Raw genomic sequence first — 22367 nt, 5'->3', positions numbered from 1 at the left:
GATGAAAGACCGAAGCGATACCAGACCCGCAGGTGTGGCCCACCAGTCGATCCAGCATGAATCGGCGCATCTTCATGTGACCGGCCGCGCCGATTACACCGACGATCTGCCCGAACCGGCGGGGACCGTTCATGCCGCGTTGGGGCTGTCGGAGATCGCCCATGGCCGCATCACCGCACTTGACCTGAACGCGGTGCGCGCCGCCCCCGGTGTGCTGGCCGTGCTGACGGCGGATGACCTGCCCGGCACCAATGACATCAGCCCTGCGGGCCATGGCGACGACCCGATCTTCGCCGGGCCCGAAGTGATGTTCTGGGGCCAGCCCATCTTTGCCGTGGTGGCCGAAACGCGCGACCTCGCTCGCCGCGCCGCCGCGCTGGCGCGGGTGGAATATGAGGCGCTGCCGCATTTCCTCGACCCCATCGCCGCGCGGGATGGCGGCATGGATTACGTCACCCCGCCACTGGTGCTGAAGCGCGGCGATGTGCGCGCGGGCATGGCCGCTGCGCCCCTGCGGCTGGAGGGGCGGCTGACTGTCGGCGGGCAGGATCACTTCTATCTGGAAGGCCAGATCGCGCTGGCGGTGCCGGATGCCGAGGGGATGAACATCTTCGTCTCGACCCAGCACCCGAGCGAGGTGCAGCATATGGTGGCCCATGCGCTGGCGGTGCCTGCCAATCAGGTGGTGGTGACGGTGCGCCGCATGGGCGGCGGCTTCGGCGGCAAGGAAACCCAGATGAACCTGTTCGCCTGCGTCGCCGCCATCGCCGCGCGCAAGCTGGACCGCCCCGTCAAACTGCGCCCCGACCGCGACGAGGACATGAGCGCCACCGGCAAGCGCCATGATTTCGTCATCGACTACAAGGCGGGCTATGACAAACACGGCAAGATCCTTGCGGTGGAGGGTGATTTCCATGCCCGCTGCGGCTTCTCGGCCGATCTGTCCGGCCCCGTCACCGACCGGGCGCTGTTTCATGCCGACAACGCCTATTACTACCCGGATGTGGAACTGCGCAGCCATCCGCAGCGCACCAACACCGTCAGCAACACCGCTTTCCGGGGCTTTGGTGGCCCGCAAGGGGTGATCGCGGCCGAGCGGATCATCGAGGAAATCGCCTATGCGCTGCATCTCGACCCGCTCGAGGTGCGCAAGCGCAACCTGTATCAGAACGGTCAGCTGACCCCCTATCATCAGCAGGTCGAGGATCAGATCCTGCCCCGCATCTTCGCCGAGCTGGAGGCGTCCTGCGACTATGCCGCGCGTCGTCAGGCGGTGCTGGACTTCAACGCCAGGGGCGGGGTGATCCGGCGCGGGATCGCGATGACGCCGGTCAAGTTCGGGATCAGCTTCACCGCCACCTTCTTCAATCAGGCAGGGGCGCTGGTGCATCTCTATACCGATGGCTCGATCATGGTGAACCATGGCGGGACAGAGATGGGGCAGGGGCTGCACACCAAGATCGCCCAGATCGTGGCCGAGGCTTTCCAGGTCGACATCTCTCTGGTCCGGGTGACGCGGACGACGACGGAAAAGGTGCCCAACACGTCGGCCACGGCGGCGTCTTCGGGGACCGACCTGAACGGCATGGCGGTGCTGGATGCCTGCGACCGGATCAAGGCGCGGCTGGCGGCGCATTTCGCCGCCGCGCGGAACGTCGCCCCTGAGGAGGTGGAGTTCATCCCCGGCCATATCCGCGTGGGCGCGGTTGACATTCCCTTCGCCGAGGCGGTGCGCATGGCCTATATGGCCCGCGTCCAACTGTGGTCCGACGGCTTTTACGCCACGCCGAAAATCCACTGGGACCGCGCGACCGGGCAGGGTCGGCCTTTCTATTATTTCGCCTATGGCGCCGCCTGCGCCGAGGTCAGCGTGGACACCCTGACCGGCGAATATGTGATCGAGCGCGCCGACGTGCTGCATGATGTGGGCCGGTCGCTGAACCCGGCGATCGATCTGGGGCAGGTCGAAGGGGGGTTCGTGCAGGGCGTCGGCTGGCTGACCAGCGAAGAACTGTGGTGGGACCAGCAGGGGCAATTGCGCACGCATGCGCCCTCGACCTACAAGATCCCGCTGGCCTCGGACCGGCCCAAGATCTTCAACGTGGCCCTCGCCGACTGGTCGGTGAATGCCGAACGCAGCATCAAGCGATCCAAGGCCGTGGGCGAGCCGCCGCTGATGCTGGGCATTTCCGTATGGGAGGCGATCGGCCATGCCGTGGCCTCGGTCGCGGACTATCGCTTGGCGCCGCGTCTGGATGCGCCGGCAACACCGGAACGGGTGTTGATGGCGGTGGAACGGCTGCGGGCGTGAGCCATGCCGGAAAGGGATAATCTGATGGGCGAGAACCCCCATAGCGGTGTCATGCATCCGGCCGAGCACAAGGTGCTGGACTGGCTTCAGCGCCGCAGGATCGTGGTGCGCGACACCTATGCCGATTTCGACCAGAGGCTGAGCTTTGGCGAGCGCATGGCCGACCGGGTTGCGGCTTTTGGCGGGTCCTGGACCTTCATCGGCGTGTTTCTGGCGGTCATGCTGACCTGGGCACTGATCAACTTGGTTCTGGGCAAGCAGGCCCCGGACCCCTATCCCTTCATTTTCCTGAACCTGATGCTGTCGATGCTGGCAGCCGTGCAGGCGCCGATCCTGATGATGAGCCAGAACCGCCAGGCCTCGAAGGACCGGCTGGCGGCGGCGAATGACTATGACGTGAACTTGAAATCCGAAGTCGCCGTCATGGGCCTGCATGACAAGCTGGACAGCCTGCGCAACGACAATATCGCCCGCCTGCTGGTCCAGCAGCAGGAGCAGATCGAGATTCTGACCCGTCTGGTTCAGGAATTGCATGACCGCGGAGACCCCGCATGAAAAGTAACACCGAAAATCCGCGCCTGATCCGCGGCCGGGTTCTGTCCTTCCACGCCGACCCTGCCGAGACCGAGGATGCCTTCACCTATCTGGAGGACGGCGCCGTGCTGGTTCAGGACGGTCGCGTCGCCGCTGTCGGCGATTATGCCGACCTGCGCCGGGACGGAATGGCCGAGATCGACCACCGCCCGCATCTGATCCTGCCCGGCTTCATCGATCCGCATATCCATTTCCCGCAGGTGCAGGTGATCGCCAGTTGGGGGGCGCAGCTGCTGGACTGGCTGCAGAACTATACCTTCCCCGAGGAAGCCCGCTTCGCCGACGATGCCCATGCCGCGCGCATGGCGGACGCCTTTCTGACCCAGCTTCTGACCCATGGCACCACCACCGCCTGCGCCTTCGGATCGGTCCATCCGGGCAGCGTCGATGCGCTGTTTTCGGCGGCGGAATCGCGCGGTATGGCGATGCTGGGCGGCAAGGTGATGATGGACCGCAACGCGCTGCCGGCGGTCCATGACACCGCGCAGACCAGTTATGACGAAAGCAAGGCGCTGATCGAACGTTGGCAGGGACGGGGCCGGCTGACCTATGCGATCACGCCGCGCTTCGCGATCACCTCGACGCCCGAACAGCTGGCGGCGGCGGGGGCGCTGGCGGCGGAATATCCACATCTGCCGATCCAGACCCATCTGTCGGAAAATCTGGCCGAGATCGACTTCACACTCAGCCTCTATCCCGAGGCGCGCGACTATCTGGACATCTATGACCGCTTTGGCTTGCTGGGTCCGCGCAGCCTGATGGGCCATGCGATCCACCTTTCGGACCGGGAAGTGGCGCGGATGGCGGAGACCGGCACGCGGGCGATCTTCTGCCCGACCTCGAACCTGTTCCTCGGCTCGGGCCTGTTCGATGAGGCCGGGTTACGCAAGGCGGGCGTGGTCACCGGCGTGGCCACCGATGTGGGGGGCGGGACCAGCTATTCCATGCTGCAGACCCTGAACGAGGGCTACAAGGTCCTGCAACTGCGCGGCCAGAACCTGCACCCTTTCGCGGCCTTCCACTGGGCCACGCGCGGCAATGCCAAAGCGTTGGGAATGGAGGGTGAAATCGGCCGGATCGCGCCCGGCTTTGCCGCCGACATGGTGGTGCTGGACAGCCGCGCCACCTCCGCCATGGCGCTGCGCAGCGAACGGATCGAGACGCTGGCCGAGGAACTGTTCCTGCTGCAGGTCATGGGCGATGACCGCGCGGTGGTGCAGACCTATGTGGCCGGGCAGGCGATGAAGCCCGGCTGATTATCAGCTTTTGGCGATGAATGCTTCAGCCTGACCCGGACGCGAAACCGGTTGGCAAAAGGCCGCCCGCACGCTTCACTGGCCCGCGAACGAACGTGGAGACCGATATGACCGAGCGCAGCTATTACGCACCCACGGGCGGGCTGCCGCCGCAGACGCAGATCCTGACCGATCGGGCCATGTTCACCGAGGCTTACGCCGTCATCCCCAAGGGCACGTTCAGCGATATCGTCACCTCCTATCTGCCGTTCTGGGACAAGACCCGCTTCTGGGTGATCGCCCGGCCGCTGTCGGGTTTTGCGGAAACCTTCTCGCAATATATCGCCGAGGTGCTGCCCGGCGGCGGCAGCGACCGCCCCGAAACCGACGAGGGCGTTGAGGCGGTGCTTTTTGTCGTCGAAGGCGAAATCACCCTGACCGTCATGGGCAGGACCGACCGGCTGGGTCCGGGCGGCTATGCCTATATCCCCCCCGACGCGGAATGGAGCCTGAAGAACACCAGCGACGCGCCTGCGCGTTTCCACTGGATCCGCAAGGCCTATCAGTTCGTCGACGGGCTGGACGTGCCCGATCCGATCATCGCCAGCGACCACGAGATCGCGCCGACGGTGATGCCGGACACGAACGGCGTCTGGGCCACGACGCGTTTCGTGGACCCCGCCGACATGCGCCACGACATGCATGTCACCATCGTGACCTTCCAGCCGGGGGGGGTGATCCCCTTTGCGGAAACGCATGTGATGGAACATGGTCTGTATGTGCTGGAAGGCAAGGCGGTTTACCGTCTGAATCAGGACTGGGTCGAAGTCGAGGCCGGCGATTTCATGTGGCTGCGTGCGTTCTGCCCGCAGGCCTGCTATGCGGGCGGACCGGGGCCGTTCCGCTATCTGCTCTACAAGGACGTGAACCGGCATATGCCGTTGTAAGGTCCTTTGGGTTTCCGGTTCGCGGCGGCTTTGACCATTGGGGCGCCCCGCGCCGAGGCTCCAGGCGATCAGAAAGGGCGCGGTCGTGCGCTGTGCCGGGTTTTCGTCCGATAGGGCAGCAAGCGCCCGACCCGAGCCGGGTCGGCAGGTCGAGGCTTGCGGTGAAATTCGGCCTGACGCGAAGTCATCAGACCCGCGTCGATCCCGTGCCCGAGGCCGTGTTGCGGCCCCGCGCGCCCCTTGTTCAGGGATCCGAGGGGTGCTGTTCCGGTGGGCACTCGCATGATTGCGAAGCAGTTTTTTGACAATCGAGAAAATGCCCCGGGTCGTGGAATCGAAGCAATATATTGAAATATAAGAAATAGTCTCGGTGTTTCCGGGTATGCGATGGCATGCGGAATTCTGGCATTCACAAAAAATTCACGGCTAGACTGGATGCAGGACGGCGCGGGGGACCCCGGCCCAAGAGCAAGAACAGATCACATATCAAAGCGGGGATAGCGCAATGGCGACTGATGTGACGGCGAACTCGGTCGATGAAATTCTACCAGCGGGCAAGCTGTTCACCCTGGGGCTTCAGCACGTGCTGGTCATGTATGCGGGCGCCATCGCGGTGCCGCTGATCGTCGGGCGGGCGCTGAACCTGACGCCCGAACAGGTGGCGTTTCTGATCTCGGCTGATCTGTTCGTCTGCGGGGTGGTGACGATCATTCAGTCGCTGGGAATGACGAAATGGTTCGGCATCAAGCTGCCGGTGATGATGGGGGTGACCTTCGCCAGCGTCGGGCCGATGGTGTCGATCGCCCAGCAATATCCCGGCACCGAGGGCGCGCGGATGCTGTTCGGCTCGATCATGGCGGCAGGTCTGATCGCGATGCTGATGGCGCCGCTGATGTCGCGGCTGATCCGCTTTTTTCCGCCGGTGGTGACGGGAACGATCATTCTGGTGATCGGCGTCAGCCTGATGCGGATCGGGATCAACTGGATCTTCGGCCAACCCATGGCGGCGAAGCTGATTGATCCCGAATGGCAAGCCTGGGTTGCGGGGGCTTCGGCGCTGCCGGGCGCCGCCCCGCTGCCACCCGGCTTCCGCCTTGCCGCGACCGTCGACAGTCCGAATTATGCCCGGCTTGAAAACATGCTGATCGCGGCGGCAGTGCTGCTGACAATCATTCTGATCATCAAATATGCGCGCGGCTTCCTTGCCAATATCGCCGTGCTGGTCGGGATTGTCGTCGGTGCCATCATTGCCGCCTTCGCCGGGCAGATGCATTTCGACCAGGTCGCACAGGCTGGCTGGTTCGCGCTGGTCACGCCCCTGCGCTTCGGCATGCCGATCTTCGAACCGGTCATGATCCTGACCATGGTGCTGGTGATGATCGTGGTGATGATCGAATCGCTGGGCATGTTCCTGGCGCTCGGCGAGATGTGCAACCGTCGCCCCAGCCAGACCGAACTGGCAGCGGGCCTGCGCACGGACGGGCTGGGCACCTTCATCGGCGGTTTGTTCAACACCTTCCCCTATACCTCGTTCAGCCAGAATGTGGGTCTGGTGGGCGTGACAGGCGTTCGTTCCCGCTATGTCTGCGTGGCCGGCGGCATCATCATGGTGGTGCTGGGGCTGGTGCCGAAAATGGGTGCGCTGGTCGAGGCGCTGCCGACCGTGGTGCTGGGCGGGGCCGGACTGGTGATGTTCGGCATGGTCGCGGCCACCGGCATCCGCATCCTGCAGGCGGTGGACTTCAAGGAAAACCGGCGGAACGGGTTCATCGTCGCCATCTCGCTGGGCATGGGGATGATCCCGCTGATCGCACCCGACTTCAAGATGCACATCCCCCACGCCATCCACCCGCTGATCGATTCCGGCATCCTGCTGGCATCCCTGACCGCGCTGGTCCTGAACATGTTCTTCAACGGCGCGGGGAATGCATCCGAGGAGGATCTGCGTCGCGCCGCGCTGCAATCGGATGGCGGCCATTAAAGCAGCGGCCATGCAGATATTCGGCGGGGACGTTCGCGTCCTCGGCCGCCGTTTGGGCTAACAGGGCTTGCCCTGCCCGGACGATCCACCCACAAAAGGGCGGCAGAGGAACTCCGCCAAGGGAGAAGGGAAGACGATGACCGACTATGTGCAGAAATCCGGCCTTCAGGTCGCGGCCGAGCTGGCCGATTTCGCTGAAAACACCCTGCTGCCGGGCACCGGTGTGGCGCCTGCGGATTTCTGGGCCGGGCTGGCCGATCTGGTCGCCCGCTTCGGGCCGAAGACCGCGGCTGCGCTGAAAACCCGCGACGATCTTCAGGCCGCCATCGACAAATGGCATCTCAGCCATCGCAGCGCGCCCTTTGACGCGGCGGCTTACCGCGCCTTTCTGGAACAGATCGGCTATCTGAAGCCCGAGGGCCCGGATTTCAGCATCGACACCAACAATGTCGACCCGGAAATCGCGCTGGTGTCGGGTCCGCAGCTGGTGGTGCCGGTGATGAACGCGCGTTTCGCGCTGAACGCCGCCAATGCCCGCTGGGGCAGCCTGTATGATGCGCTATACGGTTCGGACGCGATGGGCAGCCTGCCCACAGGCAAGGGCTATGACGCCACGCGCGGCGCCGAGGTCATCGCCTGGGCGAAGAATTTTCTGGATCAGGCGGTGCCGCTGGATGGCGCCAGCCATGCCGATGTGACTGGCTATGCCGTCAGGGATGGCCAGCTGGTCGCCACCACCGACACGGCCGCGGTCGGTCTGGCGGACCCCGCCGCCTTCGCAGGTTATATCGGCGCGCCCGATGCGCCCGAGGGCATCGTGCTGGTCCATAACGGGCTGCATATCATCATCGATATCGACCGCAGCCATACCATCGGCAAGACCGACCGCGCGGGCGTCAGCGATCTGCGTCTGGAAGCGGCCATGTCCGCCATCATGGATTGCGAGGATTCGGTCGCCGCCGTCGATGCCGCCGACAAGGTGGTCGCCTATGGCAACTGGCTGGGCCTGATGAACGGCACACTGGAGGAGACTTTCGACAAGGGCGGCAAGCCGATGACCCGCCGGCTGGAGGGCGACATCGCCTATACCGCCGCCGACGGCCAACCGGCGAAGCTGAAGGGCCGGGCGCTGATGTTCGTGCGCAATGTCGGTCATCTGATGACCAACCCCGCCGTGCTGACCGCCGATGGCGCGGAAGTGCCGGAAGGCATTCTGGATGCGCTGTTCACCGTCACCGCCGCGCTGCATGACCTGAAAGGCAAGCAGCTGAACTCGGCCGCCTCGGTCTATGTGGTGAAGCCGAAGATGCACGGCCCCGAGGAGGTCGCGCTGTCGGACGAGATCTTCGGCGCTGTCGAGGACATCCTCGGCCTGCCGCGCCATACCGTGAAGCTGGGCATCATGGACGAGGAACGCAGGACCTCGGCGAACCTCAAGGAATGCATCCGCGCCGCGCGCCACCGGGCGGCCTTCGTGAATACCGGCTTCCTCGACCGCACGGGGGACGAGATCCACACCTCGATGGAAGCCGGGATGATGAAACGCAAGGCACTGATGAAGAACGAAGACTGGCTGTCCTCCTACGAGGATCGCAATGTCGATATCGCGCTGGCTTGCGGCTTTCAGGGGCGCGGCCAGATCGGCAAGGGCATGTGGGCCATGCCCGACCGGATGCACGCCATGCTGGAAGCCAAGATCGCGCATCCGAAGTCGGGGGCGAATTGCGCCTGGGTGCCCTCGCCCACTGCGGCCACTCTGCACGCCACCCATTACCATCAGGTCAACGTCAAGGATCGTCAGGACGAGATCAGGAAACTGATCCCCCGCCGCAAGCTGGACGAGCTGCTGACGATCCCGCTCGCCCCTTCGAACGGCTATTCGGAGGAGGAGATCGACGCCGAGATCCTGAACAATGCCCAGGGGATTCTGGGCTATGTGGTGCGCTGGGTCGATCAGGGTGTCGGCTGTTCCAAAGTGCCCGATATCGACGATGTCGGCCAGATGGAGGACCGCGCGACCTGCCGCATTTCCTCGCAGATGCTGGCAAACTGGCTGCATCATGGCGTGGTCACCGAAGATCGGGTGATGGCGGCGATGAAGAAGGCCGCCGCCATCGTCGACCGCCAGAATGCGGGCGACCCGGCCTATCTGCCGATGGGCGATGGCACCAATTCGCTGGCTTTCCAGGCGGCCTGCGATCTGGTCTTCAAGGGGCGCGAGCAGCCCTCGGGCTATACTGAGCCGCTGCTGCATGCCTATCGGCGCAGGTTCAAGGCCGAACACGCGGCCTAAGGCCAGACCGTCGATACGCCGCGCCCATCTGGCGCGGCGTTTCGGTTTATGCGAAGACGGCGGCAGGTTTTCAAAAAATCCCTGCGACTGTCATGGCCTATCTGGATAACGTCCGCACCTTCGCCCGTGTCTACGAACTCGGGTCGATGTCGGCCGCGGCGCGGGATCTGCGGATCTCGGCGGCGGTGGCCTCGTCGCGCATCTCGCAACTCGAGGAACATCTGGGCGTGCGCCTGTTCCAGCGCACGACGCGGATGCTGAACCCGACCGAGCAGGGGCAGATATTCTACGCCGGCGCCGTGCGCATCCTGGAAGCCGTGGACGAGGCCGAGGCCGAGATCAGCGACGTGACCGAAAATCCGCGCGGCACACTGTATATCGCGGCCCCGCTGGGCGTCGGCCAGCGGCTGATCGCCCCTGCCGTGCCGAAATTCCGCGAGAAATACCCGCAGGTGCATATCCGTCTGCGCCTGTCCGACCGGCGGCTGGACATCACGGCGGAAGGGCTGGATGCCGTCTTCATCCTCGGCCAGCCCGAGGATTCATCCCTGCGCATCCGCAAGATCGCCGATTGCTCGCGTATCCTTTGCGCATCGCCCGACTATATCGCCCGGCGCGGCCAGCCGCGCAGCAGCGCCGATCTGGTGACGGATGGCCATGACTGCCTGAACCTGCGCTTTCCCGGCGCGCCGGAATTTCAGTGGCCGCTGCAAACGCCGGACGGGGTCAAGCGCATCCCCGTCACCGGTCCGCTGGAATGCGACCATGGCGAGGTGCTGACCGGCTGGGCGCTGGATGGTCTGGGCATCGTGCTGAAGCCGGTCTTCGAGGTGGTCGAGCACCTGCGCGCCCGCCGTCTGGTGCCGGTGCTGCCGAAGGAGCCACCGGTTCCGGTGCAGATGGCCTGCCTTTACGCGCATCGCCGCAGGCAGGACCCCAAGGCGCGGCTGTTCATCGACTTCATGGTCGACCACATCCAGCGCAGCCTGCCCGAGGGCGCCTAACTGCCGCGATAGGTCGAATAGCTGTAGGGCGACAGCAGCAGCGGGACATGATAGTGACTGGCCTCGGACATGGTGAAGCGCAGCGGGATCAGGTCCAGAAAGTCGCGCTTGCCAAGGTAATCGCCCGCGTGAAACACCAGCTCATAGGTGCCGAGGGAGAATTCCTCGGCCGGCAGAATCTGCGCATCGGTGCGGCCATCGGTATTTGTGATCACGGATTTCAGGTGGCTGCGGGCCTCGCCCCCGCCCTCGCCGTCGATCCGGTAGAGGTCGATCTTCAACCCCGCCGCCGGGCGCCCCGCGCCGGTGTCCAGCACATGTGTCGTCAGATAGCCCGCCATCATATCCCCCATTGGTTTGCCCCACATTGGCTGCTTTCGGACCTGACGCCCATAGGAAAGCGGCGATAAGCTGATTTCGCAAAAACACGAAAGTCATCGCCGCGCGCGCGCGTTACAACCGGGCGGACAGACGGAGGGAAGTTGATGAATCGTTATCCTCGTGACATGCGCGGCTATGGCCCGAACCCGCCGGACGCGAAATGGCCGGGCGGCGCGAAGATCGCCGTGCAATTCGTGCTGAATTACGAGGAGGGTGGCGAGAACAACGTCCTGCATGGCGATGCGGCCTCTGAAGCCTTCCTGTCCGACATCGCGGGGGCGGCGATGTGGCCGGGGCAGCGGCACTGGAACATGGAGTCGATCTATGAATACGGCGCCCGTGCCGGGTTCTGGCGGCTGCACCGACTGTTCACCGGGGCGAATATCCCGGTGACGATCTACGGCGTGGCGACGGCCCTGGCGCGCAGCCCCGAACAGGTGGCGGCGATGAAGGAAGCGGGCTGGGAAATCGCCAGCCACGGCTTGAAATGGGTCGAGCACAAGGAGATGCCCGAAGCCGAGGAGCGCGCCGCCATCGCCGAGGCGATCCGCCTGCATACCGAGGTCGTGGGCAGTCCGCCCGAGGGCTGGTATACCGGGCGCTGCAGCGCCAATACCGTGGCACTGACCGCGCAAACCGGGCAATTCGCCTATGTTTCGGACACCTATGACGACGACCTGCCCTATTGGAAACGCGTGGACGGGCGCGATCAGCTGATCATACCCTATACGCTTGAAGCGAATGACATGCGCTTCGCCACCTCGCCCGGCTATATCACCGGCGAGCAGTTCTATCAGTATCTGAAGGACGCTTTCGACGTGCTTTATGCCGAGGGTCAGGCTGGCGCGGCGAAGATGATGAGCGTGGGCCTGCATTGCCGCCTGATCGGCCGTCCGGGCAAAATGGCGGGGCTGAAGCGCTTCATCGACTATATCCGCGGCTTCGACGGCGTCTGGACGCCCCGCCGCATCGACATCGCGCGGCACTGGGCGGCAACACATCCCCCCGCCGCCTTCGAGCGCCCTTCGGAAATGGACCGCGAGACCTTCGTGGCCCGCTTCGGCGGCATTTTCGAGCACTCGGCCTGGATCGCCGAGCGGGCCTGGGATCTGGAACTCGGTCCCGCCCATGACAGCGCCGTCGGGCTGCAGAACGCGCTGGCGCGGGTGTTCCGCTCGGCGACCGAGCATGAACGCCTGGGCGTCCTGACTGCGCACCCGGATCTGGCGGGCAAGCTGGCGGCGGCCCGGCGGCTGACGGCGGAATCGACGGCGGAACAGGCAAGCGCGGGACTGGATGCCCTGACCGATGCCGAACGGGCCGAGTTCACGGCCCTGAACGAGGCCTATGTGGCGCGCCACGGCTTTCCCTTCATCATCGCTGTGCGCGATTACGACAAGGCGGAAATCCTTGACGCCTTCCGCCGCCGGATCGACAATGACCGCGACACCGAATTCGCCGAGGCCGCGCGGCAGGTCGAACGCATCGCGGCGCTGCGGCTGTCCGTGATCCTGCCCTGAGGCCCCTCATGTCCTACCCCGAGACCATCGCTGCCGAACCGCTGACGCCCGAAGCCTTCGCCCCTTTCGGCGAGGTGCTGGAGGTCGCGGGCGCCCCCAGCCGCATCATCAATCAGGGCAAATGCGGGCGGTATCACGACCTTGCGGTGATGGATTTCGCCCCGGACGCGGGCGGCCGTCCCGGCATCAGCCTGTTCCACGCGGAGCTGCGCCCGCTGCCTTATGAACTGGACCTGCTGGAGCGCCATCCGCTGGGATCGCAGGCCTTCATCCCGATGTCGCCCTCGCGGTTTCTGGTCACGGTGGCCGAGGATGCAGGCGGCATGCCGGGCACGGTGCGGGCCTTCATCGCGCGGGCCGGACAGGGCGTGAACCTGCGGCGCAATGTCTGGCATGGGGTGCTCTGCCCGCTGGATGGGTCGGGCCTGTATGGCGTCGTCGACCGCATCGGCGAGGGGAACAATCTGGAAGAATACTGGCTGGAAAGGCCCATTACCGTCACCGCATAGCGGATTTTCAGGGGACATCGCTTCCGATACCGCGCCCGGCGTGAGCGACGCGCTGACGGGCAGGCGTGCATCTGGCTTTCGCTCCCGGCCTCCCGGCTTCCGTTGGCGTCGAAGGTCAATCACGGATGCAAATGCCTGCGGCGGCGCCCGCCACGCTATGCCCGGTCGGTGCCGACGGGCAGCCCCGCCTGTCGCGAAGGGGGCAAACGCTCCCTGCTCGGGCGGGGGCGCCCTCTGCGTTGGTTATGGTGCGTCGGTTATGGGCAGTCGAAGCGCCCCCGAATGTCAGTGATGCAGCACCAGCGGGCGCCCCTGATGCTCGGTCACCTCGACTTCGGTGTCGTAAAGCGCGCTCAGCGTTGCTGCGGTCAGCACCTCGGAAGGTGTGCCGGCGGCGGCGATGCGGCCGTCCTTCAGCGCCACGACATGATCCGCCCATGCGGCGGCATAGTTGACCTCGTGCAGGACCACGACCACGCTTTTGCCCGATTGCCGGACCAGCACCGAGAGTTGCCGCATCAGCGCGCGGGCGTGCGACATGTCCAGATTGTTCAGCGGCTCGTCCAGAAGCAGCCAGTCGGTGTCCTGCGCGAAGGTCATCGCCAGATAGGCCCGTTGCGCCTGCCCGCCCGACACCTCGTCCAGAAAACGCTGCGAAAGGGCGGTCAGACCGAAGGCCTCCAGCGACCGGGCGACAATCGCCTGGTCCTCGGTGCTGGGACGGCCCTGATGGTGCGGCCAGCGGCCAAAGCCCACAAGGTCGCAAAGGCGCAGCCGGCTGGCGATCCGGGTCTGCTGACCCAGCACAGCCATGCGCCGCGCCAGATCGGCGCTTGGCGTCCGGCTGACATCCAGATCGCCGATGCGGATGCTGCCTTTCTGCAAGGGCTCCAACCGGCCGATCAGGCGCAGCAGGGTCGATTTGCCCGCCCCGTTCGGGCCGATCAGCGCAGTCAGCCTGCCGCATGGCAGATCAGTGGTAATGCCTTTCAGGATCGGCGCCGTGCCGATGGCGTGGCACACGCCCGCAAGCTGGATCATCGGATACGCCCCTTCAGCAGCAGATACAGGAAGAACAGGCCGCCCGCGAACTCGATCACCACCGACAGCGCGGCCTGTTGGCCCAGCAGGCGTTCGAACACCATCTGGCCGATCACCAGAATGTTCGCCGCGATCAGCGCCGCTGCGGGCAGCAGCACGGCATGGCGGTGATTGCGCAGCAGGCCATGCGCCAGCCCGGCGATGACCAGCCCGAAAAACGCCGGCGAGCCGAAGACCGACAGCGGCCCCACAAGCGCCGTCGCGACCGAGACCAGCATCGCCACCAGCCCCAGCGTCGCCACCACCAGCCGGCCATGCCGCACCCCCAGCGACACGGCTGTGTCGCGGCCAAGCGCCAGCACGTCCAGCCGCGGCGACAGCCACAGCGCCGCCGTGATCGCGGCGGCTGTCAGCGCGGCGCTGATCGGCAGCAGGGCCGCATTGGCGCGGGTGAAGCTGACGGTGCTGGCCGCCTGCACCACCGCGAATTCGTTCGGGTCGATCAGCCGCGCCATCAGCCCCGAGGCCGAACGGAACATGATCCCCAAAATCACCCCGGTCAGGATGGTGCGGCCGATGTCGCGGCTACCCTGACCCAGCAGCGTGCCGAACAGCAGCACGGCGAGCGTGCACATCACCACCAACTCGAACAGAAATTTCGTCACATCGGGGATCGCAGCAAAGCCTGCGATACCCAGACCCGCGACCATCGCCGTCTGCAGCAGGACATAAAGCGAATCGAAACCCATGATGGACGGTGTCAGCACCCGGTTCGCCGCCACGGTCTGAAACAGCAGCGTCGACACCCCGACCGCTGCCCCCACCACCAGCAGCGCGCCGAGCTTGACCGCCCGCAGCTGCAGGATGAAGGCGCGGTTGCCCTCTGCCAGCCCCTGAAACAGCCACAGGGCCGAGGCCGCGGCCAGCAGCGCGCCGAGGCCCAGCAGCAGCCATCGCTGGCGCGGCGCGGCGGGGGCGGTATGCGCGATATGCAGGGCGGCATCAGCCATGAGCAGGCTTGCGATACAGGATGAACAGGAAGATCCCGGCGCCGATGAAGCCCATGATGGTGCCGACCGGGATTTCGAACGGATAGCGCACCAGCCGTCCGATCAGGTCGCAGCCCATCAGCAGCGCCGCGCCTGCGGCGGCCACCATCGGCAGCGACCGGCGCAGATTGTCGCCCATCAGCCGCGAGACGATGTTCGGCACCACCAGCCCGATGAACGGGATCATACCGACGGTCGCCACCACCATCGCGGTGACCAGCGACACCACCGCCAGCCCCAGCCGCATCACCCCTTTGGTGCCAAGGCCGAGACCGGTTGCGACCTCCTCGCCCAGACCCAGGATGGCGAAGCGGTCGGCGGCGAACCACGCCAGCGCGGCGGCGCCCCCGGCGATCCACAACACCTCGTAACGCCCGGCTATGACTCCGGAAAACTCGCCCGTCATCAGCCAGGTGGAGATCAGCTGGATCAGGTCGGTCTGCCAGGCGATATAGGTCACCACCGATCCGATCACCCCCGACAGCACGATGCCGGTGATCGGCACAAGCATCACCTCGCGCGGGGGCAGGCGTCGGATGACGGCGACGAACAGGGCCGTGCCCGCCATCGCGGCGGCGGCGGCGGTCAGGATCTTGACCCAGATCGGCGCGGCGGGGGCAAGCAGCGTGATCGCCAGCAGCCCGAGCGCCGCGCTTTCGCCGGTGCCGACGGTGTCGGGGCCGACGAAGCGGTTGCGCACCAGCGCCTGCAGCAGCATTCCCGCCACCGCCAGCGCCGCCCCGGTCAGCAGCACCGCAAGCGTGCGCGGCAGGCGCGATTCCATCAGGACCAGCATCGCCCAGGGGTCGCTCGGCGCGGCGAAGACATCGACACTGGCGGCCCCGGTCATCAGACTGGCCAGCGTCAGCGGCACAAGCGCCGCAAGCGTCACGCCGAGCGGGTGTTTCACTTCGCCAGCGCCGCGGTCAGCGTGTCGATCACCGCCACCAGCGAGCTGTAGCCACCACCGCCGATATACAGCTCCGCCGCCGGCAGATAGACGACATTGCCGTTTTTCCAGGCCTTGGTGCCCTCGACCAGCGGCGATTTCAGCGTCGCCTCGGCGCTTTGGCCGTCCTCGCCCACGGCGGCGCCGCGGTCCAGCACCAGCAGCCAGTCGGGGTCGGCCTGGGCAATCGCCTCGTGGGTCAGGACATTGCCGTGGCCCTGCTCGGCCTGCAGATCGGCAATGGCCGGGGCAAGGCCGGTCTGCGTGTGCAGCCAGCCGAAGCGCGAGCCGGTGCCATAAGCCGCCAGCTTCGTGCCATTGGTCATCACGATCAGCGCCGTGCCCTTGCCCTCACCCGCCGCCTTCAGCGCGGCCAGCTTCTCGTCCAGAGTGGCCTTCAGGGCCTTGGCCTCGGCGGTCTTGCCGAACAGCGTGCCATATGCGGCCAGACGGGCCTCGGCCTCGGGGATCAGGTCGGGGCCGATGGTCATGTCGATGGTCGGCGCGACCTGCGCCACCGCATCCTTCTGTGCGGCCGAGCGGCTGCCAACCACGATCAGATCGGGCGCGATCCCGGCCAGCTTTTCCAGATCGGGTTCGAACAGGGTGCCCACGGTCGCGACCTTCAGGGCCGGATTGTCCTTGAGGCTGGGGATATACAGGTTGTCCGGCACCCCTGCCAGCGCCACCCCCAGCGCGGTCAGCGTGTCGATCGCGGCCACATCGAAGGCCACGACCTTGGCGGGCGGGGCGGCGATGGTCGCCTGCCCTTGGGCGGTGGCGATGGTCACGTCCTCGGCCAGAGCAGCGGTCACCAGCGAGGCGGCGGCAAGCAATGAGGCGGCAAAACGGCGCATGTCGATTCCTTCAACGTTTTGCGTGTGGCTGGGCGTTGGCTTCACGCGACGGCCCGGTTCTAGACCCCCACCGCCAGAGGGTCCAGTGTCCGAGTAAAATTCTTTGATATTCCCTCCGGCCAATTTCCCGTGATATCGCGGCGCGCGGTCCCTGATTGACAGGCGTCGGCGGCATGACAACATTGAATAAGTTCGGACGAGGCCAAATTGAGCGCGGACCAGATTCTTCCCGGCGACAAGCAGGCAGACCAGATCGTTCTCGACGGGTCGGAAATCGACCTCGCCGCGCTGTCGGGGATCGCGCGGGGGCGGTTGCGCGTGGTCGCCGATGATGACGCGATGCACCGCGTCGCGCGGGGCCGTGCCGATTTTCTGGCGGCGCTGGAGGAGGGTCAGCAGGTTTACGGCGCGACCACCGGGGTCGGGGCGCTGAAGGACGTCGAAAAGCACGGCGCCGAGATGCTCGACTATGCCCGCGCGCTGCCTTTCGCCCATCAGGTCGCCGTCGGCGAGGAGGTCGCGCCCGAGGTCGTCCGTCTGGCGGTGGCGCTGCGGCTGAACACGGCGCTGTCGGGGCGCACAGGCGTGTCCAGCGAATTCGTGGCCTTCCTGCAGGCGATGCTGGCCCATGACCTGCTGCCGGTGATGAACCGGCGCGGCTCGATCGGGGCGGCGGATCTGGGGCAGATGGGGCAGTTGGCGACGGTGATGGCCGGGGCCGGCATGGCCCGCCTGAAGGGCGAGGCAATGCCGGCTGCAGAGGCGCTTGCCCGCGTCGGCATTATCCCGCATCCGATGCCGCCGCGCGATGGGCTGGCGGCGGTGGCGGTGAATTCCTACGGGCTGGCGCAGGCCGCGCTGCAGGTGGAGCGCGCGGGTCTTGCGTTGCGGCGCGGGATGGCACTGGCGATGCTGGGCGCGCAGGCAATGGGGCTGAACCGCGAGGTCTGGCGCGCAGCCATGGCCGTCGGATTGCCGATGGAACGTGCGCTGGTCGAATGTGCCCTGCAGGCGACCGGGAATGGCGAATGGCCGCCCGCGCTGCGCGTCCATGATCCGCTCTCGGCGCGGATGATTGTGCAGGTTTTCGCCGCTTGCGCCGAGACGCTGATCGAAGCCGCGCAGGCGATCCGGGCCGAAACCGCCCATGTCGACGACAATCCGGTGGTGCTGGATGGCCGGGTGGTGACCTCGGGCGGCAGCCTGCTCATGTCGCTCTCGATGCGGCTGGCCTCGGTCCAGCTGGCGCTGGCGCATCTGGCGCGGAACACGCTGAACCGCTGCCTTCTGATGGTGAATGGCCAGTTGGAGGGGCTGCCGGTCAATCTGGTCCCGCCGGGGGTGGTCGCCACCGGCTACGGTCCGGTGATGAAGTTGGCGCTGGAACAGGCGGTGCGGGTGACCGCCGCGGCCAGCCCGGTTTCGGTGCTGAACCTCGCCGTCGCCGCCGGGCTGGAGGACGAGGCCGGCTTCATTCCCCTGACGGCCGAGCGGATCGGCGACCAGCTGGATGCGCTGGAATGGCTGCACGCGGTCGAGGCGATGCTGGCCGCGCAGGCGCTCGACCTGCGCGGGATCGCCCCGGCGCCGGGATTGGCCGCGCGGCTGCAGGCCGAAACCCGCCGATATATCCCGGCGCTGATCCGCGACCTGCCGCAGACAGCGGCGCTGACGGCGCTGCGCGCGGCGCTGACCGCGCCGGAACTGGGGGCGGAACTTCTTGCGATGACCCCGTTTTCACCCTTTGATGAGATTTGCGGGCTTGCATCCGGTGTCGATTCCGAACGCAATGCCGCCCAGTGACAGCAAACAGGAGCTTTTGCGATGAAGCGCTTCACCACACTGGCCGCCGCGGCCCTGATCGGGCTGGCCGCCGGTGCCGCCCATGCCAAGGATATCGTCGTCTCCTCGAAGATCGACACCGAAGGCGGGCTGCTGGGCAATATCATCCTGCTTGCCCTGCAGAATGCCGGCCTGCCTGTGCAGGACAAGCTGCAACTGGGCGGCACCCCGATCGTGCGCGACGCGCTGACCTCGGGCCAGATCGACATCTACCCGGAATATACCGGCAATGCCGCCTTCTTCCATAACGAGGCCGACAGCCCGGTGTGGAAAAACGCCGCCGAGGGCTATGCCCGCGCGGCCGAACTGGACAAGCCCGCAGGTCTGACCTGGTTGACGCCATCGCCCGCCAACAACACCTGGGCGATTGCGGTGCGCAAGGACGTGGCCGATGGCGGCAACCTGAAAACCATGTCCGATTTCGGCAAATATGTCGCCGATGGCGGCGCGGTGAAGCTGGCCGCGTCCAGCGAATTCGTCACCTCGCCCGCCGCGCTGCCGGCCTTCCAGACCACCTATGGCTTTACCCTGACGCCGGATCAGCTGGTGCAGTTGTCGGGCGGCGACACGGCGGCGACCATCGCGGCGGCGGCGCAGCAGACCTCGGGGGTGAATGCGGCCATGGTCTATGGCACCGATGGCGGTATTGCGCCGGCGGGGCTGGTGGTGATGGAAGACGACAAGACCGTCGAGCCGGTCTATCAGCCCGCCCCGGTGGTCCGCGATGCCGTGCTGGCCGAACATCCCCAGATCGCCGAGGTGCTGAACCCGATCTTCGAGGGCCTCGATCTGGTCACCCTGCAGGAGCTGAACGGCCGCATTCAGGTCGGCGGCGAGCCCGCAAACGCGGTGGCCAAGGACTACCTGACCCAGAAAGGCATCCTGAAGTGAGAGCGTCCGGGCGGCGCGTCCCATGCGCCGCCCGCATTTCTCAGATCGCGAGCCGATGACCGATATGCCCATTCAAGACGCGCGGCCCGCGTCCGCGCCGCTCAACCGGCCGGGGCTGCTGTTCGCGGCCCTCGGCTTGGCCGGGCTGGCCCTGCCGCTGGTGCAGTTCAAGGCCAACCGGATCGTGCCGGGTGAGGGGGTGCTGCTGGGCAATGCCATTGGCCCTGCCGGGTGGATGCTGACGGCGGCGCTGGCGCTGGCGCTGCTGGCGGCGATCTCGGGGCGGCTGGCCCTTGGGCTGCGGCTGGTGCTGGGTGCGGCCGGCGTGGTCGCGGCGCTGCTGGCGCTGGGGGCGGCGGCGCGCGTCCTGACGCCCGAGGGCAATACGCTGGCCCGCGTCGCCCCGGCCTCGGGCTTCTGGCTGCTGCTGCTGGCCTTTGCGCTGCTGGCCACCGATGCGCTGTCACGGATGCGGCTGACCCTCGCGCAGCGCTGGCTGCTGTTGGGCGCGGCTGTCGCGGTGATCGGCGGCGTGCTGTGGTCGGGCTGGCTGGACGGGGTGTCGGTCATGCGCGAATACGCGGCCCGCAAGGACCTGTTCTGGCGCGAGGCCGGGCGGCATCTGGTGCTGGCCTTCGGCTCGCTCGGCGGGGCGCTGCTGATCGGGTTGCCGATTGGCACCGCCATTTATCTGCTGCCGCGCCTGCGCCGGTCGGTGCTGGGGGTGCTGAACATCCTGCAGACCATCCCGTCGCTGGCGCTGTTCGGGATCATGATCCCGATCTTCGGCTGGATCGCGGCCAATCTGCCGGGCGCTGCGGCGCTTGGGGTCGCCGGGATCGGCATCTTTCCGGCACTGGTGGCGCTGTTTCTGTATTCGCTGCTGCCGGTGGTGTCGAATACGCTGGTGGGCCTGCGCGGCGTGCCGCCGGCGGCGCGCGACGCCGCTTTCGGGCTGGGCATGACCGAGGGGCAGGTGCTGCGCGGCGTGCTGTTCCCGCTGGCCCTGCCGGTGATCCTGACCGCGGTGCGCATCGTGCTGGTGCAGAATATCGGCCTCGCCGTCATTGCCGGGCTGATCGGCGGCGGCGGTTTCGGCACCTTTGTCTTTCAGGGCCTGAACCAGACCGCGATGGATCTGGTGCTGCTGGGCGCGCTGCCCACCATTGCGCTGGCGCTGATTGCCGGCATCGCGCTCGACCTGCTGGTCGCGGCGCTGGGGCCGTCCCGACCGGAAAGGATCGGTGCATGATCGAGATCCGGAACCTGACCAAGCGCTATGACGGCGCCGCCGTCGTCGATGATGTCAGCCTGACGGTGGAAACCGGCCAGATCACGGCGCTTGTCGGCACCTCGGGTTCGGGCAAGACGACGCTGCTGCGGATGATCAACCGGCTGGTCGAACCCAGTGCGGGCCGGGTGCTGATCGACGGACAGGACACCGCGGCCATCGAGCCTCATCTGCTGCGCCGGCGCATCGGCTATGCCATTCAGGGCCATGGGCTGTTCCCGCATCGCACGGTCGCACAGAACATCGCCACGGTGCCGCGCCTGCTGGGCTGGCCCGACGCTGAAATCCGCGCCCGCGTCAATGAGCTGCTGGAGATGTTCCAGCTGGATCCGGGGCAGTTTCGCGACCGCCTGCCGCATGAGCTGTCGGGCGGCCAGCAGCAGCGGGTGGGCGTCGCGCGGGCGCTGGCGGCGCGGCCGGAACTGCTGTTGATGGATGAACCCTTCGGCGCGCTCGACCCGGTGATCCGGGCCAAGGCGCAAGAGGATCTGCGCGCCTTGCAGCGCCGGCTGGGCACCACGCTGGTCATCGTCACCCATGACATGGAGGAAGCGGTGGCCCTGGGCGACCGGATCGCCGTCATGGACAAGGGTCAGCTGCTGCAATACGCACCCCCCGCCGATATCCTGACCAATCCCGCCACGCCCTTCGTGCAGGCGCTGATCGGCACAGGCGAGCGTCCCTTCCGCCTGCTGTCGCTGTCGCGGGTGGCCGATCTGGTCCAGCCGGGCGAGGCGCCGGGTGCGCCGATCTCGCCCGAGGCCAGCCTGCGCGACGCGCTTGCCGATTGCCTGTGGACCGGGCGCGACCGCCTGCCGGTTCAGGGCGGCGGTGTGGTCACGCTGGCGGCGCTGCGCGCACGCGCTGCCGGGGCCGGTATCGGCGCCGAACGGCGGGCGGCCACCGGGGTCGTCGCGCCATGATCGGGCGATTGCTTCTGGCGCTGGCGGTGCTGTTCCTGCTGGCCTTTCTGTTCAGCCCGGAAAGCTTCGCGCCGCTGTTTGAACCGCTGACCCGCAACAACGCCCCGCCGATCTATACCCAGACCAGCCTGATGAGCCTGACGCTGTCGCATCTGGGGCTGGTGGCGCTGGCGGTGCTGGCCGCGACGCTGGTGGCGGTGGGTCTGGGGGTGCTGGTCACCCGACCGGCGGGGCGTGAGTTTCTGCCGCTGGCGCGGACCGTCACCTCGGTCGGGCAGACCTTCCCGCCGGTGGCGGTGCTGGCGCTGGCGGTCCCGGTGATGGGCTTTGGCGCCGGGCCGACGCTGGTGGCGCTGTTTCTCTATGGGTTGCTGCCGATCTTCGAGAACACATTGACCGGGCTGACCGATCAGCGCCCCGAGGTGACCGAGGCCGCCCGCGCCATGGGCATGACCCCGCGCCAGCGCCTGTGGCAGGTGGAACTGCCGTTGGCGATGCCGCTGGTTCTGGCCGGGATGCGGCTGTCGGCGGTGATCTCGCTGGCGACGGCGACGATCGGCTCCACGGTGGCGGCCAAGACGCTGGGCGAGGTGATCATCGCCGGGCTTCTGTCCGCGAACACCGCTTTCGTCGTGCAGGGCGGGCTGGTGGTCGGCCTGCTGGCGATCCTGATTTACGAAGCCTTTCAAGCGCTGGAAGGCCGCTTGTCGCGCCGCATCGGTCTGGCGCAGGGCTGACCTACCCCGGAG

At 66.6% G+C, this 22367-nt stretch carries 19 protein-coding genes; 14 read left to right on the top strand and 5 right to left on the bottom strand.

The genetic code is table 11. The annotated features are described in order from the left end of the window. The first annotated feature begins 1 nt into the window (after window position 1). From xdhB to H1S04_RS07805, 7 genes are all read left to right on the top strand, one after another. Window positions 2-2311: a xanthine dehydrogenase molybdopterin binding subunit gene (gene xdhB, locus H1S04_RS07835; RefSeq protein WP_181744939.1), complete on the top strand. Its 2310-nt coding sequence runs from the start codon at window positions 2-4 to the stop codon at window positions 2309-2311. Between the two features lie 24 nt (window positions 2312-2335). After that, window positions 2336-2866, top strand: coding sequence for a DUF1003 domain-containing protein (locus tag H1S04_RS07830; protein WP_255435479.1), 531 nt, complete (start codon window positions 2336-2338; stop codon window positions 2864-2866). Beyond that, window positions 2863-4161 (top strand): guanine deaminase, encoded by a 1299-nt coding sequence (gene guaD / locus H1S04_RS07825; protein ID WP_181744937.1) that lies wholly within the window; start codon window positions 2863-2865, stop codon window positions 4159-4161. Before H1S04_RS07830 ends, guaD begins: the two co-directional genes overlap by 4 nt. A 107-nt stretch (window positions 4162-4268) precedes the next feature. Next, window positions 4269-5087: a bifunctional allantoicase/(S)-ureidoglycine aminohydrolase gene (locus H1S04_RS07820; RefSeq protein WP_181745438.1), complete on the top strand. Its 819-nt coding sequence runs from the start codon at window positions 4269-4271 to the stop codon at window positions 5085-5087. Between the two features lie 505 nt (window positions 5088-5592). Next, entirely contained in the window at window positions 5593-7068 is a 1476-nt protein-coding gene (locus H1S04_RS07815; protein WP_181744936.1) for a nucleobase:cation symporter-2 family protein, read from the top strand. 136 nt (window positions 7069-7204) lie between these two features. Then, on the top strand, window positions 7205-9361 hold the full coding sequence (locus H1S04_RS07810; RefSeq protein WP_181744935.1) for a malate synthase G: 2157 nt from the start codon (window positions 7205-7207) through the stop codon (window positions 9359-9361). 92 nt (window positions 9362-9453) lie between these two features. Beyond that, window positions 9454-10365 (top strand): LysR family transcriptional regulator, encoded by a 912-nt coding sequence (locus tag H1S04_RS07805; protein ID WP_181744934.1) that lies wholly within the window; start codon window positions 9454-9456, stop codon window positions 10363-10365. On the opposite strand, the gene uraH is transcribed toward H1S04_RS07805, so the two are convergent. Further along, complete coding sequence (gene uraH / locus H1S04_RS07800) at window positions 10362-10706, bottom strand: hydroxyisourate hydrolase (RefSeq protein ID WP_181744933.1); 345 nt, start codon at window positions 10704-10706, stop codon at window positions 10362-10364. The two genes, H1S04_RS07805 and uraH, sit on opposite strands and share 4 nt — an antisense overlap. 144 nt (window positions 10707-10850) lie before the next feature. On the opposite strand from uraH, the gene puuE reads away from it, so the two are divergent. Both puuE and H1S04_RS07790 read left to right on the top strand, forming a co-directional pair. Then, complete coding sequence (gene puuE, locus H1S04_RS07795; protein WP_181744932.1) at window positions 10851-12266, top strand: allantoinase PuuE; 1416 nt, start codon at window positions 10851-10853, stop codon at window positions 12264-12266. Between the two features lie 8 nt (window positions 12267-12274). Further along, window positions 12275-12775 (top strand): ureidoglycolate lyase, encoded by a 501-nt coding sequence (locus tag H1S04_RS07790; RefSeq protein ID WP_181744931.1) that lies wholly within the window; start codon window positions 12275-12277, stop codon window positions 12773-12775. Window positions 12776-13060: 285 nt separating this feature from the next. On the opposite strand, the gene H1S04_RS07785 is transcribed toward H1S04_RS07790, so the two are convergent. Genes H1S04_RS07785 through H1S04_RS07770 form a run of 4 tightly spaced genes read right to left on the bottom strand, consistent with a single transcriptional unit; the run spans window position 13061 to window position 16671 of the window. Next, window positions 13061-13816 (bottom strand): ABC transporter ATP-binding protein, encoded by a 756-nt coding sequence (locus tag H1S04_RS07785; RefSeq protein WP_181744930.1) that lies wholly within the window; start codon window positions 13814-13816, stop codon window positions 13061-13063. Continuing rightward, on the bottom strand, window positions 13813-14826 hold the full coding sequence (locus H1S04_RS07780) for an iron chelate uptake ABC transporter family permease subunit (RefSeq protein ID WP_181744929.1): 1014 nt from the start codon (window positions 14824-14826) through the stop codon (window positions 13813-13815). Before H1S04_RS07780 ends, H1S04_RS07785 begins: the two co-directional genes overlap by 4 nt. Beyond that, window positions 14819-15775, bottom strand: coding sequence for an ABC transporter permease (locus H1S04_RS07775; protein ID WP_298946925.1), 957 nt, complete (start codon window positions 15773-15775; stop codon window positions 14819-14821). Before H1S04_RS07775 ends, H1S04_RS07780 begins: the two co-directional genes overlap by 8 nt. Then, window positions 15772-16671, bottom strand: a complete 900-nt coding sequence (locus H1S04_RS07770) for a siderophore ABC transporter substrate-binding protein (protein WP_181744928.1) — start codon at window positions 16669-16671, stop codon at window positions 15772-15774. Before H1S04_RS07770 ends, H1S04_RS07775 begins: the two co-directional genes overlap by 4 nt. Before the next feature lie 207 nt (window positions 16672-16878). Here H1S04_RS07770 and H1S04_RS07765 point away from each other — a divergent pair, with 207 nt between their 5' ends. Genes H1S04_RS07765 through H1S04_RS07745 form a run of 5 tightly spaced genes read left to right on the top strand, consistent with a single transcriptional unit; the run spans window position 16879 to window position 22355 of the window. After that, window positions 16879-18474, top strand: coding sequence for an aromatic amino acid ammonia-lyase (locus H1S04_RS07765; protein ID WP_181744927.1), 1596 nt, complete (start codon window positions 16879-16881; stop codon window positions 18472-18474). A gap of 21 nt (window positions 18475-18495) precedes the next feature. Then, window positions 18496-19404 (top strand): ABC transporter substrate-binding protein, encoded by a 909-nt coding sequence (locus tag H1S04_RS07760; RefSeq protein WP_181744926.1) that lies wholly within the window; start codon window positions 18496-18498, stop codon window positions 19402-19404. 55 nt (window positions 19405-19459) lie between these two features. Further along, window positions 19460-20656, top strand: coding sequence for an ABC transporter permease (locus tag H1S04_RS07755; protein ID WP_181744925.1), 1197 nt, complete (start codon window positions 19460-19462; stop codon window positions 20654-20656). Then, window positions 20653-21618, top strand: coding sequence for an ABC transporter ATP-binding protein (locus tag H1S04_RS07750; protein WP_181744924.1), 966 nt, complete (start codon window positions 20653-20655; stop codon window positions 21616-21618). The genes H1S04_RS07755 and H1S04_RS07750 overlap by 4 nt, the downstream gene beginning before the upstream one ends. After that, window positions 21615-22355 (top strand): ABC transporter permease, encoded by a 741-nt coding sequence (locus tag H1S04_RS07745; protein ID WP_181744923.1) that lies wholly within the window; start codon window positions 21615-21617, stop codon window positions 22353-22355. Before H1S04_RS07750 ends, H1S04_RS07745 begins: the two co-directional genes overlap by 4 nt. The last annotated feature ends 12 nt before the right edge of the window (window positions 22356-22367 follow it).

This window comes from Paracoccus sp. S1E-3, assembly GCF_013868135.1.
Lineage (GTDB): Bacteria > Pseudomonadota > Alphaproteobacteria > Rhodobacterales > Rhodobacteraceae > Paracoccus.
This window is presented reverse-complemented; position numbering and strand designations above follow the sequence as displayed.